The organism is Thauera sp. WB-2 (genome assembly GCF_027594845.1).
GTDB lineage: Bacteria > Pseudomonadota > Gammaproteobacteria > Burkholderiales > Rhodocyclaceae > Thauera > Thauera mechernichensis.
This window is the reverse complement of sequence record NZ_CP088935.1, coordinates 3,307,801-3,321,731: the sequence shown is the minus strand read 5'-3', so window position 1 is coordinate 3,321,731 and position 13,931 is coordinate 3,307,801. Positions and strand designations below refer to the sequence as shown.

Genomic DNA, 13,931 nt, shown 5'->3' with positions numbered 1-13,931 from the left:
ACGCAGTCGAGCCGGCTGCGTCCCGGATGGAGTGAACAATGAAGAGCCTGCTCGCTGACCTGTTCAAGCAAACCCTGCCGAACGAGGAAGAGTTCGACGCGATCACCATCGGTCTCGCGTCCCCGGACAAGATCCGGTCCTGGTCCTATGGGGAAGTCAAGAAACCCGAGACCATCAACTACCGTACGTTCAAGCCGGAGCGTGACGGCCTGTTCTGCGCCAAGATCTTTGGCCCGGTCAAGGACTACGAGTGCCTGTGCGGCAAGTACAAGCGGCTCAAGCACCGTGGCGTGATCTGCGAGAAGTGCGGCGTGGAAGTGACCTTGTCCAAGGTCCGCCGTGAGCGCATGGGCCACATCGAACTGGCCTCGCCGGTCGCCCACATCTGGTTCCTGAAGAGCCTGCCGAGCCGTCTCGGCATGGTGCTCGACATGACCCTGCGCGACATCGAGCGCGTGCTCTATTTCGAGGCCTTCGTCGTCGTCGAGCCTGGCATGACCCCGCTCAACCGTGGTCAGCTGCTCACCGAGGACGACTACCTGTCGAAGGTCGAAGAGTACGGTGACGAGTTCGACGCAGTGATGGGCGCCGAGGGTGTGGCCGCGCTGCTGCGCAGCCTGGACATCAACCTCGAGGTCGAGAAGCTGCGCGGCGACCTGGAGACGACCAACTCGGAAGCCAAGATCAAGAAGTTCTCGAAGCGCCTGAAGGTGCTCGAGGCCTTCCAGCAGTCCGGCATCAAGCCCGAGTGGATGGTGCTCGAGGTGCTGCCGGTGCTGCCCCCCGACCTGCGTCCGCTGGTGCCGCTGGACGGTGGTCGCTTCGCCACCTCCGACCTCAACGACCTCTATCGTCGCGTCATCAACCGTAACAACCGTCTCAAGCGTCTGCTCGAGCTCAAGGCGCCCGACATCATCGTGCGCAACGAGAAGCGCATGCTGCAGGAGTCGGTCGACTCGCTGCTCGACAACGGCCGTCGCGGCAAGGCGATGACCGGCGCCAACAAGCGTCCGCTCAAGTCGCTGGCCGACATGATCAAGGGCAAGGGCGGCCGCTTCCGTCAGAACCTGCTCGGCAAGCGTGTCGACTACTCCGGCCGTTCGGTGATTACCGTGGGTCCGCAGCTCAAGCTGCATCAGTGCGGTCTGCCCAAGCTGATGGCGCTCGAGCTGTTCAAGCCCTTCATCTTCAACAAGCTCGAGCTGATGGGGCTGGCCACGACCATCAAGCAGGCCAAGAAGATGGTGGAGTCGCAGGAGCCGGTGGTGTGGGACATCCTCGAAGAGGTGATCCGCGAGCACCCGGTCATGCTGAACCGCGCTCCGACGCTGCACCGCCTCGGCATCCAGGCTTTCGAGCCGGTACTGATCGAAGGCAAGGCGATCCAGCTCCACCCGCTCGTCTGCGTCGCCTTCAACGCCGACTTCGACGGCGACCAGATGGCCGTCCACGTTCCGCTGTCGCTGGAAGCACAGATGGAAGCCCGCACCCTGATGCTGGCCTCCAACAACGTGCTGTCGCCGGCCAACGGCGAGCCGATCATCGTGCCGTCGCAGGACATCGTGCTGGGCCTGTACTACGCGACCCGCGAAGGCGTGAACGTGCCGGGCGAGGGCATGATCTTCACCGACGTGTCGGAAGTGAAGCGTGCCTACGAGTCCGGCCAGATCGCGCTCCATGCGCGCATCACGGTGCGCCTGAAGGAAGCCGACCTGGGCCCGAACGGTGAGCGCATCGAGCGGATCGTTCGCCACGACACGACCGCCGGCCGCGCCATCCTGTCCGAGATCCTGCCTGCGGGTCTGCCCTTCAGCGTGATCGACAAGGCGCTCAAGAAGAAGGAGATCTCCAAGCTCATCAACGCCTCGTTCCGCCGTTGCGGCCTGCGTGCAACCGTGATCTTCGCCGACAAGCTGATGCAGTTCGGCTACGGCCTGGCTACCCGCGCAGGCCTGTCGATCGCGGTCAAGGACATGCTTGTGCCCAACGCGAAGCACGACCTGATCCGTGCCGCCGAGGCCGAGGTGAAGGAGATTGCGCAGCAGTACACCTCCGGCCTTGTCACCGATGGCGAGCGCTACAACAAGGTCGTGGATATCTGGGGCCGTTGTGGCGACCAGGTCGCCAAGGCGATGATGGAGCAGCTCGGTTCCGAAGAGGTGGTCAACCGCGAGGGCAAGACCGTCCGCCAGGAGTCGTTCAACTCGATCTACATGATGGCCGACTCGGGTGCTCGTGGTTCCGCTGCCCAGATCCGCCAGCTTGCCGGCATGCGCGGCCTGATGGCCAAGCCGGACGGCTCGATCATCGAGACGCCGATCACGACGAACTTCCGTGAAGGCCTCAACGTTCTGCAGTACTTCATCTCGACGCACGGCGCCCGTAAGGGTCTGGCCGATACCGCGCTGAAGACCGCGAACTCGGGTTACCTTACCCGCCGCCTGGTCGATGTGACCCAGGATCTGGTGGTGATCGAGGACGACTGCGGCACCCGCGAAGGCTTCAACATGAAAGCCCTCATCGAGGGTGGCGAGGTGGTCGAGCCCCTGCGCGAGCGCATCCTCGGCCGCGTTTGCGCCGAGGACGTGGTGAATCCGGAGACGCAGGAGACGGTGATCGAGTCGGGCAGCCTGCTGGACGAGGATGCAGTCGACCTGATCGAGAGCCTTGGCGTCGATGAAGTCAAGGTGCGCACGCCGCTGACCTGCGAGACCCGCTATGGTCTGTGCGCGAAGTGCTACGGTCGCGACCTCGGTCGCGGCAGCATGGTCAACTCCGGCGAGGCGGTCGGCGTCATTGCCGCACAGTCGATCGGCGAGCCCGGCACGCAGCTGACGATGCGGACCTTCCACGTCGGCGGTGCGGCGTCGCGAGCGGCAGCAGCCAGCGGGGTGGAGGCCAAGTCCGCCGGCTCGATCCGATTCGCCGGCAACATGCGCTACGTCGCCAACGCCAAGGGCGAGAAGATCGTCATCGCGCGTTCGGCCGAGCTGGTCGTGGCCGATGACCTCGGTCGTGAGCGCGAACGCCACAAGCTGCCGTACGGTGCCTTGCTGCTGGTCGACGACGGCCAGGCGATCAAGGCCGGCACGCAGCTGGCCAGCTGGGACCCGCACACCCGCCCGATCGTGACCGAATACGCCGGTACGGTGAAGTTCGAGAACGTCGAGGAAGGCGCGACCGTCGCCAAGCAGATCGACGAGGTCACCGGTCTGTCGACTCTGGTGGTCATCGACTCCAAGCGGCGTTCGTCGACCGGCACCGCCAAGGGCGTGCGCCCGCAGGTGAAGCTGCTCGATAGCAATGGCGAAGAAGTGAAGATCGCCGGGACCGAGCATTCGGTGGCGATCACCTTCCAGGTCGGCTCGCTGATCACGGTCAAGGACGGCCAGCAGATCAACGTTGGTGACATTCTTGCCCGTATTCCGCAGGAATCGGCAAAGACCCGCGACATCACCGGTGGTCTGCCGCGCGTTGCCGAACTCTTCGAGGCCCGTGCGCCCAAGGATGCCGGCATGCTCGCCGAGTACACCGGCACGGTGTCCTTCGGCAAGGAGACCAAGGGCAAGCAGCGCCTGGTCATCACCGAGCCGGATGGCACCTCGCACGAGTTCCTGATCCCGAAGGACAAGCACCTCATGGTGCACGACGGTCAGGTGGTGAACAAGGGCGAGCTGATCGTGGACGGTCCGGCGGATCCCCACGACATTCTTCGCCTGCAGGGCATCAACGAACTTGCGCGCTACATCATCGACGAGGTGCAGGACGTTTACCGACTGCAGGGCGTGAAGATCAACGACAAGCACATCGAGGTGATCGTTCGCCAGATGCTGCGGCGCGTGGTCATCACGGATCCGGGCGATAGCCGTTTCATCCGCGAGGAGCAGGTCGAGCGTTCCGAGGTTCTGGACGAGAACGATCGCCTCGAGGCCGAGGGCAAGTTGCCGGCGCACTACGAGAACGTGCTCCTCGGTATCACCAAGGCGTCGCTGTCGACCGACTCGTTCATCTCCGCGGCATCCTTCCAGGAAACCACGCGCGTGCTGACCGAAGCGGCGATCATGGGCAAGCGCGACGAGCTGCGCGGCCTGAAGGAGAACGTCATCGTCGGCCGACTGATCCCGGCAGGTACCGGTCTTGCATACCATCGTAGTCGCAAGGCGCAGGAGCAGGGCATGGATCTGGGTGCCGATCATGCGTGGGCGCCGGCGGAAACCGTTGCGGAAACGCAGCAGGACATCGAGGCTAGTTGACTTATCGGTCTGCCTCGGACTAAACTCCGGCCTCTTTTTTGTGGACTGACCAATCGTAGTCAGTCGCAGCCGGAATAATCCGCCCGCGGCGGCCCATGGTGGGCTGCCGCGGTCTTATGGGAAATTCTTAAGCTATGCCAACAATCAATCAGCTTGTCCGCAAGCCGCGCCAGATGGAAGTTGCGAAGAGCAAGGTCCCGGCGCTCGAGGCCTGCCCGCAAAAGCGTGGTGTTTGCACCCGCGTCTACACCACGACCCCGAAGAAGCCGAACTCGGCGCTTCGTAAGGTCGCCAAGGTGCGTCTCACCAATGGTTTCGAGGTCATCTCGTACATCGGCGGTGAAGGTCACAACCTCCAGGAGCACTCTGTCGTGCTGATCCGTGGCGGTCGTGTCAAGGACTTGCCGGGTGTGCGCTATCACATCGTTCGTGGCTCCCTCGACCTTCAGGGTGTCAAGGATCGTAAGCAGTCGCGCTCGAAGTACGGTGCCAAGCGCCCGAAGAAAGCCTGATTGTTGGCCCAAGAAATTTAGCGAGAGGTTGTCATGCCGCGTCGTCGTGAAGTACCCAAGCGCGAGGTTCTGCCGGATCCGAAGTTCGGAAACCAGGATGTCTCGAAGTTCATCAACGTGATCATGCAGTCGGGCAAGAAGTCCGTTGCTGAGCGCATCGTCTATGGTGCGTTTGATCACATCACCTCCAAGTCCGGCAAGGATCCGCTCGAGGTGTTCTCGACCGCGGTTGCGAACGTGAAGCCGGTTGTCGAAGTCAAGAGCCGCCGCGTCGGTGGTGCCAACTACCAGGTGCCGGTCGAAGTGCGTCCGTCCCGTCGTATGGCGCTGTCGATGCGTTGGTTGCGCGAAGCTGCGCGCAAGCGTGCAGAGAAGTCGATGGCTCAGCGCCTCGCCGGTGAGCTGCTGGAGGCCGCCGAAGGTCGTGGTTCCGCCATGAAGAAGCGTGAAGAAGTTCACCGCATGGCCGAAGCCAACAAGGCGTTCTCGCACTACCGCTTCTGATCCTGGTTGGTGGCGGTAACTCGGGCCCTGTACAGGGCTCGATTGTTTTCTAACGCATGAAATCGTTCATCGCGTCACAGGCGCGCATAACAGAAGGCAGGTAAAACGTGGCCCGCAAGACTCCCATCGAGCGCTACCGCAATATCGGTATCTCCGCTCACATCGACGCCGGCAAGACGACTACGACCGAGCGTATCCTCTTCTACACCGGCGTGAGCCATAAGCTCGGTGAAGTGCATGATGGCGCAGCTACCACCGACTGGATGGTGCAGGAGCAAGAGCGTGGCATCACCATCACCTCCGCGGCGGTGACCTGCTTCTGGAAGGGTATGGATAACTCCTATCCCGAGCACCGCTTCAACATCATCGATACGCCGGGACACGTGGACTTCACCATTGAAGTCGAGCGCTCGATGCGCGTTCTGGACGGTGCGTGCATGGTGTATTGCGCCGTTGGTGGCGTGCAGCCGCAGTCCGAGACCGTGTGGCGCCAGGCGACCAAGTACAAGGTGCCGCGTCTGGCCTTCGTGAACAAGATGGACCGTTCGGGTGCCAACTTCTTCAAGGTCGTCGACCAGATGAAGACCCGTCTCAAGGCCAATCCGGTTCCGGTGGTGGTGCCGATCGGTGCCGAAGATTCCTTCAAGGGCGTGGTCGATCTGCTCAAGATGAAGGCGATCATCTGGGACGAGGCCTCCCAGGGCATGAAGTTCGATTACCAGGAGATCCCGGCTGACGTCGTGGCGACTGCGGAAGAGTGGCGCGCCAACATGGTCGAGGCTGCGGCTGAAGCGAACGAAGACCTGATGAACAAGTACCTCGAGGAAGGCGAGCTTTCCGAAGAGGAGGTCATTGCGGGTCTGCGTGCGCGCACCCTGGCCTGCGAGATCCAGCCGATGCTGTGCGGCACCGCGTTCAAGAACAAGGGTGTCCAGCGCATGCTTGACGCGGTCATCCAGTACCTGCCGTCGCCGATCGACATTCCGCCGGTTGCTGGCGTGGATGACGACGAGAAGGAAGTGGTGCGCTACGCCAAGGACGACGAGAAGTTCTCGGCGCTGGCGTTCAAGCTGATGACCGACCCGTTCGTAGGTCAGCTCACCTTCATTCGCGTCTACTCGGGCGTGCTGGAGTCGGGTTCGACGGTGCTGAACTCGGTCAAGGGCAAGAAGGAGCGCATCGGCCGCATCCTGCAGATGCACGCCAATGATCGTGAAGAGATCAAGGAAGTGCTCGCGGGCGACATCGCCGCTGTGGTCGGCCTCAAGGACGTTACGACCGGCGAGACCCTGTGCGACATCTCGGCGCCGGTCATCCTCGAGCGCATGGTGTTCCCGGATCCGGTGATCCACGTTGCGGTCGAGCCCAAGACCAAGAGCGACCAGGAAAAGATGGGTCTGGCTCTCGGTCGACTGGCTGCCGAGGATCCGTCCTTCCGCGTCCGTACCGACGAAGAGTCGGGTCAGACCATCATCTCGGGCATGGGCGAGCTGCACCTCGAGATCATCGTCGACCGCATGCGCCGCGAGTTCAACGTCGAGGCGAACGTCGGTGCGCCGCAGGTTGCCTACCGCGAGACCATCCGCAAGGCTGCGATGGACGTCGAAGGCAAGTTCGTCAAGCAGTCCGGCGGTCGTGGTCAGTACGGTCACGTCGTCATCAACCTTGAACCGGCCGAGCAGGGCAAGGGCTACGAGTTCGTCGATGCGGTCAAGGGTGGCGTCGTTCCGCGTGAGTACATCCCGGCGGTCGACAAGGGTATCCAGGACACCCTCAACAGTGGCGTGCTGGCGGGCTTCCCGGTCGTTGATGTCAAGGTGACGCTGCACTTCGGTTCCTACCACGACGTCGACTCGAACGAAAACGCGTTCAAGATGGCCGGCTCGATGGCGTTCAAGGATGCGATGCGCAAGGCCAGTCCCGTGCTGCTCGAGCCGATGATGGCTGTGGTGGTCGAGACGCCGGAAGACTACATGGGCAACGTCATGGGTGACCTGTCGGGTCGCCGCGGTATCGTCCAGGGTATGGATGACATCCCGGGTGGCATGAAGGAAATCAAGGCCGAGGTGCCGCTGGCCGAGATGTTCGGTTACGCTACCCAGCTGCGCTCGCTGACCCAGGGTCGCGCGACCTACTCGATGGAGTTCAAGCACTACGCTGAAGCACCGAAGAGTGTGGCCGAGGCCGTCATCAGCAGCCGCAAGTAATTCCAGCAATTCAGAATTTCCGTAACTTCAACATAAGGACCCGCGAACATGGCGAAGGGTAAGTTCGAACGCACCAAGCCGCACGTGAACGTTGGCACGATTGGCCACGTTGACCACGGCAAGACCACGCTGACCGCTGCGATCACCACGATTCTGTCGAAGAAGTTCGGTGGTGAGGCGAAGGCCTATGACCAGATCGACGCGGCGCCCGAAGAGAAGGCGCGCGGCATCACCATTAACACCGCGCACGTCGAGTACGAAACCGCTGCTCGCCACTACGCGCACGTTGACTGCCCGGGCCACGCCGACTACGTCAAGAACATGATTACCGGTGCTGCCCAGATGGACGGCGCGATCCTGGTGTGCTCGGCCGCTGACGGCCCGATGCCGCAGACGCGCGAGCACATCCTGCTGGCCCGTCAGGTTGGTGTGCCGTACATCATCGTCTTCCTGAACAAGTGCGACATGGTCGACGACGAAGAGCTGCTCGAGCTGGTCGAGATGGAAGTGCGCGAGCTGCTGTCGAAGTACGACTTCCCGGGCGACGACATTCCCATCGTCAAGGGTTCGGCGCTGAAGGCGCTCGAAGGCGACCAGTCGCCGATCGGCGAGCCGGCAATCCTGGCGCTGGCCGATGCGCTGGACTCGTACATCCCGACGCCCGAGCGCGCCATCGACAAGCCCTTCCTGCTGCCGATCGAAGACGTGTTCTCGATCTCGGGTCGTGGCACCGTGGTGACCGGTCGTGTCGAGCGTGGCATCGTCAAGGTTGGCGAGGAAATCGAGATCGTCGGCATCAAGGCCACGGTCAAGACCACCTGCACCGGCGTTGAAATGTTCCGCAAGCTGCTCGACCAGGGTCAGGCCGGCGACAACGTTGGCGTGCTGCTGCGCGGCACCAAGCGTGAAGACGTCGAGCGTGGCCAGGTGCTGTGCAAGCCGGGTTCGATCAAGCCGCACACGCACTTCACGGGCGAAGTGTATGTGCTGTCGAAGGAAGAGGGTGGTCGTCACACCCCGTTCTTCAACAACTACCGTCCGCAGTTCTACTTCCGTACCACGGACGTGACCGGTTCGATCGAGCTGCCCGAGGGCACCGAGATGGTCATGCCGGGCGACAACGTGTCGATCACCGTCAAGCTGATCGCCCCGATCGCCATGGAAGAAGGTCTGCGCTTCGCCATCCGTGAAGGCGGTCGTACCGTCGGCGCCGGCGTGGTTGCCAAGATCATCGAGTAATTTGCTCGATCCGGGGGAGGGGCCTGCAGCCTCTCCCCTTGCTCTTTTCGCTCTTTCAGCTCTTTAGGAACAACATCATGCAAAACCAGAAGATCCGCATCCGCCTCAAGGCTTTCGATTACCGTCTGATTGACCAGTCGGCGCTCGAGATCGTCGATACCGCCAAGCGCACCGGTGCGGTTGTTCGTGGTCCGGTTCCGCTGCCGACCCGCATCGAGCGCTTTGACCTGCTGCGCTCGCCGCACGTCAACAAGGCATCGCGCGACCAGATGGAAATTCGTACCCACCAGCGCCTGATGGACATCATCGATCCGACCGACAAGACCGTCGATGCGCTGATGAAGCTGGACCTCCCCGCGGGTGTGGATGTCGAGATCAAGCTCCAGTAAGCGTAATCCGCTTGCGGAAGTTTGGAACGGGCCGGTATAATCCGGCCTTTGTGCCTTTTGGCGCAATAATTTGACCCCCGGTCAATCGCAACCGGGATTCAGGAGAAAAAAATGAGTCTAGGCCTTGTTGGACGCAAGGTCGGCATGACTCGCATCTTTGCCGAGGATGGTCGTACCATCCCGGTTACGGTGCTTGACGTGTCGGATAATCGTGTGTCCCAGATCAAGACGATTGAGACCGATGGCTACGCCGCGGTCCAGGTCGCATACGGCAAGCGTCGCGCGAGCCGCATCACCAAGCCGGTCGCGGGGCATCTCGCGAAGGCGGGCGTCGAGCCCTGCCGCGGCATCAAGGAGTTTCGTGTCGAGGCCGAACAGGCTGGTGGCATGAATGCCGGTGATGCAATCGGTGCGGATCTCTTCCAGGTCGGGCAGAAGGTCGATGTGACCGGCGTGACGATCGGTAAGGGTTTCTCTGGCCCGATCAAGCGTCACAACTTCTCGTCGAACCGTGCGTCGCACGGTAACTCGATCTCGCACAACTCCCCGGGTTCGATCGGTATGGCTCAGGATCCGGGTCGCGTTTTCCCGGGTAAGCGCATGGCTGGTCAGTACGGCAACGTGCAGCGCACCACCCAGGGTCTCGAGATCGTCCGTGTTGATGTCGAGCGCCAGCTCCTTCTCGTGAAGGGTGCGGTGCCGGGTGCCAAGGGTGGCGACGTTGTCGTCCGTCCGGCGGTCAAGGCCTGAGGAGCGCGCAATGGAATTGAAGCTATTGAATGAGCAGGGCCAGGCAGCATCGACGCTCGAGGCGTCGGATGTGCTGTTCGGTCGTGACTACAACGAAGCCCTGGTGCACCAGGTCGTCACCGCCTATCTGGCGAATGCGCGCTCGGGTAACCGCAAGCAGAAGGGCCGTTCGGAGATCGCCAAGTCGACCCGCAAGCCTTTCCGCCAGAAGGGTACGGGCAATGCGCGTGCCGGTATGGCCTCGAGCCCGCTGTGGCGCGGGGGCGGCAAGATCTTCCCGAATTCGCCTGACGAGAACTTCAGTCAGAAGGTCAACCGCAAGATGTACCGCGCTGGCGTTGCTGCGATCCTGTCGCAGCTGGCGCGCGAGGATCGCCTTGCCGTGGTCGAGAGCTTCAGCGTCGAGGCGCCGAAGACGCGACTGCTGTCGCAGAAGCTCAAGGGTATGGGCCTGGATTCCGTCCTGGTCATTACCGACGAAATGGACGAGAACCTGTTCCTCTCTTCGCGCAACCTCCACCAGGTGCTGGTGCTCGAGGTGAGCGAGGCGGATCCGGTGTCGCTCGTGCGTTTCCCGAAGGTGCTGGTCACCAAGGGCGCGCTGGCGAAGATGGAGGAAGCGTGGCAATGAGCGCGATCAGTCAGGAACGTCTGCTGCAGGTGCTGCTCGCCCCGCAGATCTCCGAGAAGGCGACTTTTGTCGCCGACAAGAACGAGCAGGTGGTGTTCAAGGTCGCTTCCGATGCAACCAAGCCCGAAGTGAAGGCGGCTGTCGAGTCGCTCTTCAAGGTCGAGGTGAAGTCGGTGCAGATCCTGAACGTGAAGGGCAAGGCCAAGCGCTTTGGCAAGACCATGGGTCGCCGCAAGGACTGGAAGAAGGCCTTCGTGTGCCTGAAGCCCGGTCAGGAAATCAACTTCGCGGCGGGGGAGTGATAGATCATGGCAATCGTTAAACTCAAGCCTACGTCTGCAGGCCGTCGTGCCCAGGTCAAGGTGGTGAACCCCGACCTGTACAAGGGTCGCCCGGTCGCAGCGCTGGTCGAGAAGCAGAGCAAGAATGCTGGTCGTAACAACAACGGCCGCATCACCGTGCGTCACCAGGGTGGCGGTCACAAGCAGCACTATCGCCTGGTCGATTTCCGTCGCAACAAGGATGGTATCCCGGCGAAGGTCGAGCGCATCGAGTACGACCCGAACCGCTCGGCGCACATTGCGCTGCTGTGCTACGCCGATGGCGAGCGTCGCTACATCATCGCGCCGCGTGGCGTCGAGGTTGGTCAGCAGCTCGTGAGCGGGTCCGAGGCCCCGATCAAGCCCGGTAATGCGCTGCCGATCCGCAACATTCCGGTGGGTTCGACCATTCACTGCATCGAGATGGTTCCTGGCAAGGGCGCGCAACTTGCGCGTGCGGCGGGTACCTCGGTTCAGTTGCTGGCCCGCGAAGGCACCTACGCGCAGCTTCGTCTGCGCTCGGGTGAAATTCGTCGAGTGCACGTCGAGTGCCGTGCGACGATCGGCGAGGTCGGCAACGGCGAGCACGGTCTGCGCAAGATCGGCAAGGCTGGTGCGAACCGCTGGCGCGGTATCCGCCCGACCGTTCGTGGTGTGGCGATGAACCCGGTGGATCACCCGCACGGTGGTGGCGAAGGCCGTACCGGCGAAGCGCGCGAGCCGGTGAGCCCGTGGGGTACGCCGAGCAAGGGTTATCGGACGCGTTCGAACAAGCGCACCGACAACATGATCGTGCAGCGTCGTCACAAGCGTTAAGGGGTAAAAGATGGCACGTTCTATCAAGAAAGGCCCGTTCATCGACGCGCACCTGCTCAAGAAGGTCGACGCGGCTCGGACGAGCAACGACAAGCGCCCGATCAAGACCTGGTCGCGCCGTTCCACGGTGCTGCCGGACTTCATCGGTCTGACGATCGCGGTGCACAACGGCAAGCAGCATATTCCGGTGTTCGTGACCGAGAACATGGTTGGTCACAAGCTGGGCGAATTCGCGCTGACGCGTACCTTCAAGGGTCACGCTGCCAGCAAGAAGGCCAAGCGATAAGGGGACGACATGGAAACCAAAGCAATTCTCCGTGGCGTTCGCCTGTCGGCTCAGAAGGGCCGCCTGGTTGCCGACCTGGTCCGCGGCATGCCCGTCGGCCGTGCGCTCGACACGCTCGCCTTCTCGCCCAAGAAGGGCGCGAAGATCATCCGCAAGGTGCTCGAGTCGGCAATTGCCAACGCTGAGCACAACGACGGTGCCGATATCGACGCGCTGAAGGTCAAGACCATTCACGTGGAAGAGGGCATGACGCTCAAGCGCTTCACCGCGCGTGCGAAGGGTCGCGGCAACCGCATCCTGAAGCCCACCTGCCACGTCTACCTGACCGTTGGCGAGTAAGGAGTAAACATGGGTCAGAAAATCCATCCCACTGGCTTCCGTCTCGCCGTCACGCGTGACTGGGGCTCGCGCTGGTTCGCCAACAGCAAGGACTTCTCGGGCATGCTGCACGAGGACTTGAAAGTTCGTGATTACCTGAAGAAGCGTCTCGCGCACGCTTCGGTTGGTCGCGTGACGATCGAGCGTCCGGCCAAGAATGCACGCATCACCCTGTTCAGCGCCCGTCCTGGTGTCGTCATCGGCAAGAAGGGCGAGGATATCGAGGCGCTCAAGCGTGATCTGCAGAAGATCATGGGTGTGCCGGTTCACGTCAACATCGAGGAAGTGCGCAAGCCGGAACTCGATGCCAAGCTCGTGGCCGACTCGATTGCTCAGCAGCTCGAGAAGCGCATCATGTTCCGCCGCGCCATGAAGCGTGCGATGCAGAACGCCATGCGCCTCGGCGCCCAGGGTATCAAGATCATGAGCTCGGGCCGTCTGAATGGTGCGGAAATCGCTCGTACCGAGTGGTACCGTGAAGGTCGTGTGCCGCTGCACACGCTGCGCGCCAACATCGACTACGGTGTTTCGGAAGCGAAGACCACCTACGGCATCATTGGCATCAAGGTCTGGGTGTTCAAGGGCGAGATGCTTGGCCGTAACGAACAGCCCGTGGCTGCAGAGCCCGAAGCCGACAACCGCCGTGGCCGTCGTGGCGCTCCCCGTGACGGCGAGCGTCCGGGTCGCCGCCCCGCCCGTCGTGGCGAAGGCCGGCAAGAAGATAGCAGGAGTGAATGATGCTGCAGCCGACTAGAAGGAAGTATCGGAAGGAGCAGAAAGGCCGTAACACTGGCGTCGCCACGCGTGGCGCCAAGGTGTCGTTCGGCGAGTACGGGCTCAAGGCGGTCGGTCGCGGTCGTCTGACGGCGCGCCAGATCGAGTCGGCACGTCGTGCCATGACGCGTCACATCAAGCGCGGTGGCCGCATCTGGATCCGCATTTTCCCGGACAAGCCGATCTCCAAGAAGCCCGCCGAAGTGCGGATGGGTAACGGCAAGGGTAACCCGGAGTACTGGGTTGCCGAGATCCAGCCGGGCAAGGTGCTCTATGAAATGGATGGCGTGGCCGAAGAGCTCGCTCGTGAAGCTTTCCGGCTTGCCGCCGCCAAGCTGCCGATCGAGACCGTGTTCGTGACCCGTCAGATTGGGGGTTGAACATGAAGGCCAATGAACTCCGCGCCAAGAGCGCTGAAGAGTTGAACAAGGAATTGCTCGAGCTGCTGAAGGCACAGTTCTCGCTGCGCATGCAGCATGCCACCCAGCAACTTGGCAACACGAGTCAGATCGGGAAGGTGCGTCGCGACATCGCGCGTGTCCGTACCATCCTGCGCGAAAAGGCGGGTCAGCAATGAGCGAACAAGTCGAGAAGGTTCGCCGCGCGCTGGTTGGGCGTGTGGTTAGCGACAAGATGCAGAAGACCGTGACGGTCCTCGTCGAACGTCGGGTGAAGCACCCGCTGTACGGCAAGATCATCACCCGTTCGGCGAAGTACCATGCCCACGTGGAAGATGGTATCGCCGCCGAAGGCGATCTGGTCGAGATCGAGGAATGCCGTCCGATCTCGCGCACCAAGACCTGGCGCGTTGCCAAGGTGCTCGAGAAGGCACGCATCATCTGAACTGAGTAACAAGCAAGGTGCAGAAAAAC

Annotated in this window: 16 protein-coding genes; all 16 read left to right on the top strand. The window is 62.1% G+C overall.

What is annotated here, in order from left to right; translation table 11 throughout:
* Window positions 1-38: 38 nt before the first annotated feature.
* The 16 genes from rpoC (at window position 39) to rpsQ (ending at window position 13,902) form a co-directional block, all read left to right on the top strand.
* On the top strand, window positions 39-4,253 hold the full coding sequence (rpoC, locus tag LQF09_RS15270) for a DNA-directed RNA polymerase subunit beta' (protein WP_002945294.1): 4,215 nt from the start codon (window positions 39-41) through the stop codon (window positions 4,251-4,253).
* 134 nt (window positions 4,254-4,387) lie between these two features.
* Window positions 4,388-4,765, top strand: a complete 378-nt coding sequence (gene rpsL / locus LQF09_RS15265; protein WP_002931569.1) for a 30S ribosomal protein S12 — start codon at window positions 4,388-4,390, stop codon at window positions 4,763-4,765.
* A 33-nt stretch (window positions 4,766-4,798) separates the two neighbouring features.
* Entirely contained in the window at window positions 4,799-5,269 is a 471-nt protein-coding gene (gene rpsG / locus LQF09_RS15260) for a 30S ribosomal protein S7 (RefSeq protein ID WP_002931571.1), read from the top strand.
* Window positions 5,270-5,376: 107 nt separating this feature from the next.
* Complete coding sequence (gene fusA / locus LQF09_RS15255) at window positions 5,377-7,476, top strand: elongation factor G (RefSeq protein WP_002945292.1); 2,100 nt, start codon at window positions 5,377-5,379, stop codon at window positions 7,474-7,476.
* A gap of 48 nt (window positions 7,477-7,524) precedes the next feature.
* The gene (gene tuf / locus LQF09_RS15250; protein ID WP_002931549.1) at window positions 7,525-8,715 is read left to right on the top strand and encodes an elongation factor Tu; all 1,191 of its coding nucleotides are present in this window, start codon (window positions 7,525-7,527) and stop codon (window positions 8,713-8,715) included.
* Window positions 8,716-8,792: 77 nt separating this feature from the next.
* On the top strand, window positions 8,793-9,104 hold the full coding sequence (rpsJ, locus tag LQF09_RS15245; protein WP_002931577.1) for a 30S ribosomal protein S10: 312 nt from the start codon (window positions 8,793-8,795) through the stop codon (window positions 9,102-9,104).
* A gap of 111 nt (window positions 9,105-9,215) precedes the next feature.
* Window positions 9,216-9,854, top strand: a complete 639-nt coding sequence (gene rplC / locus LQF09_RS15240) for a 50S ribosomal protein L3 (protein ID WP_002942731.1) — start codon at window positions 9,216-9,218, stop codon at window positions 9,852-9,854.
* A gap of 10 nt (window positions 9,855-9,864) precedes the next feature.
* Window positions 9,865-10,485, top strand: a complete 621-nt coding sequence (gene rplD / locus LQF09_RS15235; RefSeq protein ID WP_002931579.1) for a 50S ribosomal protein L4 — start codon at window positions 9,865-9,867, stop codon at window positions 10,483-10,485.
* Entirely contained in the window at window positions 10,482-10,787 is a 306-nt protein-coding gene (gene rplW / locus LQF09_RS15230) for a 50S ribosomal protein L23 (RefSeq protein ID WP_002931584.1), read from the top strand. The genes rplD and rplW overlap by 4 nt, the downstream gene beginning before the upstream one ends.
* A gap of 6 nt (window positions 10,788-10,793) precedes the next feature.
* Entirely contained in the window at window positions 10,794-11,621 is an 828-nt protein-coding gene (gene rplB, locus LQF09_RS15225; protein ID WP_002931586.1) for a 50S ribosomal protein L2, read from the top strand.
* A gap of 10 nt (window positions 11,622-11,631) precedes the next feature.
* On the top strand, window positions 11,632-11,907 hold the full coding sequence (rpsS, locus tag LQF09_RS15220; RefSeq protein WP_002931587.1) for a 30S ribosomal protein S19: 276 nt from the start codon (window positions 11,632-11,634) through the stop codon (window positions 11,905-11,907).
* A 9-nt stretch (window positions 11,908-11,916) separates the two neighbouring features.
* Entirely contained in the window at window positions 11,917-12,246 is a 330-nt protein-coding gene (gene rplV / locus LQF09_RS15215; protein ID WP_002931589.1) for a 50S ribosomal protein L22, read from the top strand.
* A 9-nt stretch (window positions 12,247-12,255) separates the two neighbouring features.
* Entirely contained in the window at window positions 12,256-13,023 is a 768-nt protein-coding gene (gene rpsC, locus LQF09_RS15210) for a 30S ribosomal protein S3 (RefSeq protein ID WP_002931590.1), read from the top strand.
* Window positions 13,023-13,439 (top strand): 50S ribosomal protein L16, encoded by a 417-nt coding sequence (gene rplP / locus LQF09_RS15205; RefSeq protein ID WP_002931592.1) that lies wholly within the window; start codon window positions 13,023-13,025, stop codon window positions 13,437-13,439. Before rpsC ends, rplP begins: the two co-directional genes overlap by 1 nt.
* Window positions 13,440-13,441: 2 nt before the next feature.
* A complete protein-coding gene (gene rpmC, locus LQF09_RS15200; RefSeq protein ID WP_002931593.1) occupies window positions 13,442-13,636 on the top strand; it encodes a 50S ribosomal protein L29 in 195 nt (64 codons plus the stop codon).
* Complete coding sequence (gene rpsQ / locus LQF09_RS15195; RefSeq protein WP_002931595.1) at window positions 13,633-13,902, top strand: 30S ribosomal protein S17; 270 nt, start codon at window positions 13,633-13,635, stop codon at window positions 13,900-13,902. Before rpmC ends, rpsQ begins: the two co-directional genes overlap by 4 nt.
* The last annotated feature ends 29 nt before the right edge of the window (window positions 13,903-13,931 follow it).

Bases quoted from the DNA above. Each gene is read 5' to 3' on its own strand.
- rpoC (WP_002945294.1), top strand. From the start codon at position 39: ATGAAGAGCCTGCTCGCTGACCTGTTCAAGCAAACCCTGCCGAACGAG.
- rpsL (WP_002931569.1), top strand. From the start codon at position 4,388: ATGCCAACAATCAATCAGCTTGTCCGCAAGCCGCGCCAGATGGAAGTT.
- rpsG (WP_002931571.1), top strand. From the start codon at position 4,799: ATGCCGCGTCGTCGTGAAGTACCCAAGCGCGAGGTTCTGCCGGATCCG.
- tuf (WP_002931549.1), top strand. From the start codon at position 7,525: ATGGCGAAGGGTAAGTTCGAACGCACCAAGCCGCACGTGAACGTTGGC.
- rpsJ (WP_002931577.1), top strand. From the start codon at position 8,793: ATGCAAAACCAGAAGATCCGCATCCGCCTCAAGGCTTTCGATTACCGT.
- rplC (WP_002942731.1), top strand. From the start codon at position 9,216: ATGAGTCTAGGCCTTGTTGGACGCAAGGTCGGCATGACTCGCATCTTT.
- rplD (WP_002931579.1), top strand. From the start codon at position 9,865: ATGGAATTGAAGCTATTGAATGAGCAGGGCCAGGCAGCATCGACGCTC.
- rplW (WP_002931584.1), top strand. From the start codon at position 10,482: ATGAGCGCGATCAGTCAGGAACGTCTGCTGCAGGTGCTGCTCGCCCCG.
- rplB (WP_002931586.1), top strand. From the start codon at position 10,794: ATGGCAATCGTTAAACTCAAGCCTACGTCTGCAGGCCGTCGTGCCCAG.
- rpsS (WP_002931587.1), top strand. From the start codon at position 11,632: ATGGCACGTTCTATCAAGAAAGGCCCGTTCATCGACGCGCACCTGCTC.
- rplV (WP_002931589.1), top strand. From the start codon at position 11,917: ATGGAAACCAAAGCAATTCTCCGTGGCGTTCGCCTGTCGGCTCAGAAG.
- rpsC (WP_002931590.1), top strand. From the start codon at position 12,256: ATGGGTCAGAAAATCCATCCCACTGGCTTCCGTCTCGCCGTCACGCGT.
- rplP (WP_002931592.1), top strand. From the start codon at position 13,023: ATGCTGCAGCCGACTAGAAGGAAGTATCGGAAGGAGCAGAAAGGCCGT.
- rpmC (WP_002931593.1), top strand. From the start codon at position 13,442: ATGAAGGCCAATGAACTCCGCGCCAAGAGCGCTGAAGAGTTGAACAAG.
- rpsQ (WP_002931595.1), top strand. From the start codon at position 13,633: ATGAGCGAACAAGTCGAGAAGGTTCGCCGCGCGCTGGTTGGGCGTGTG.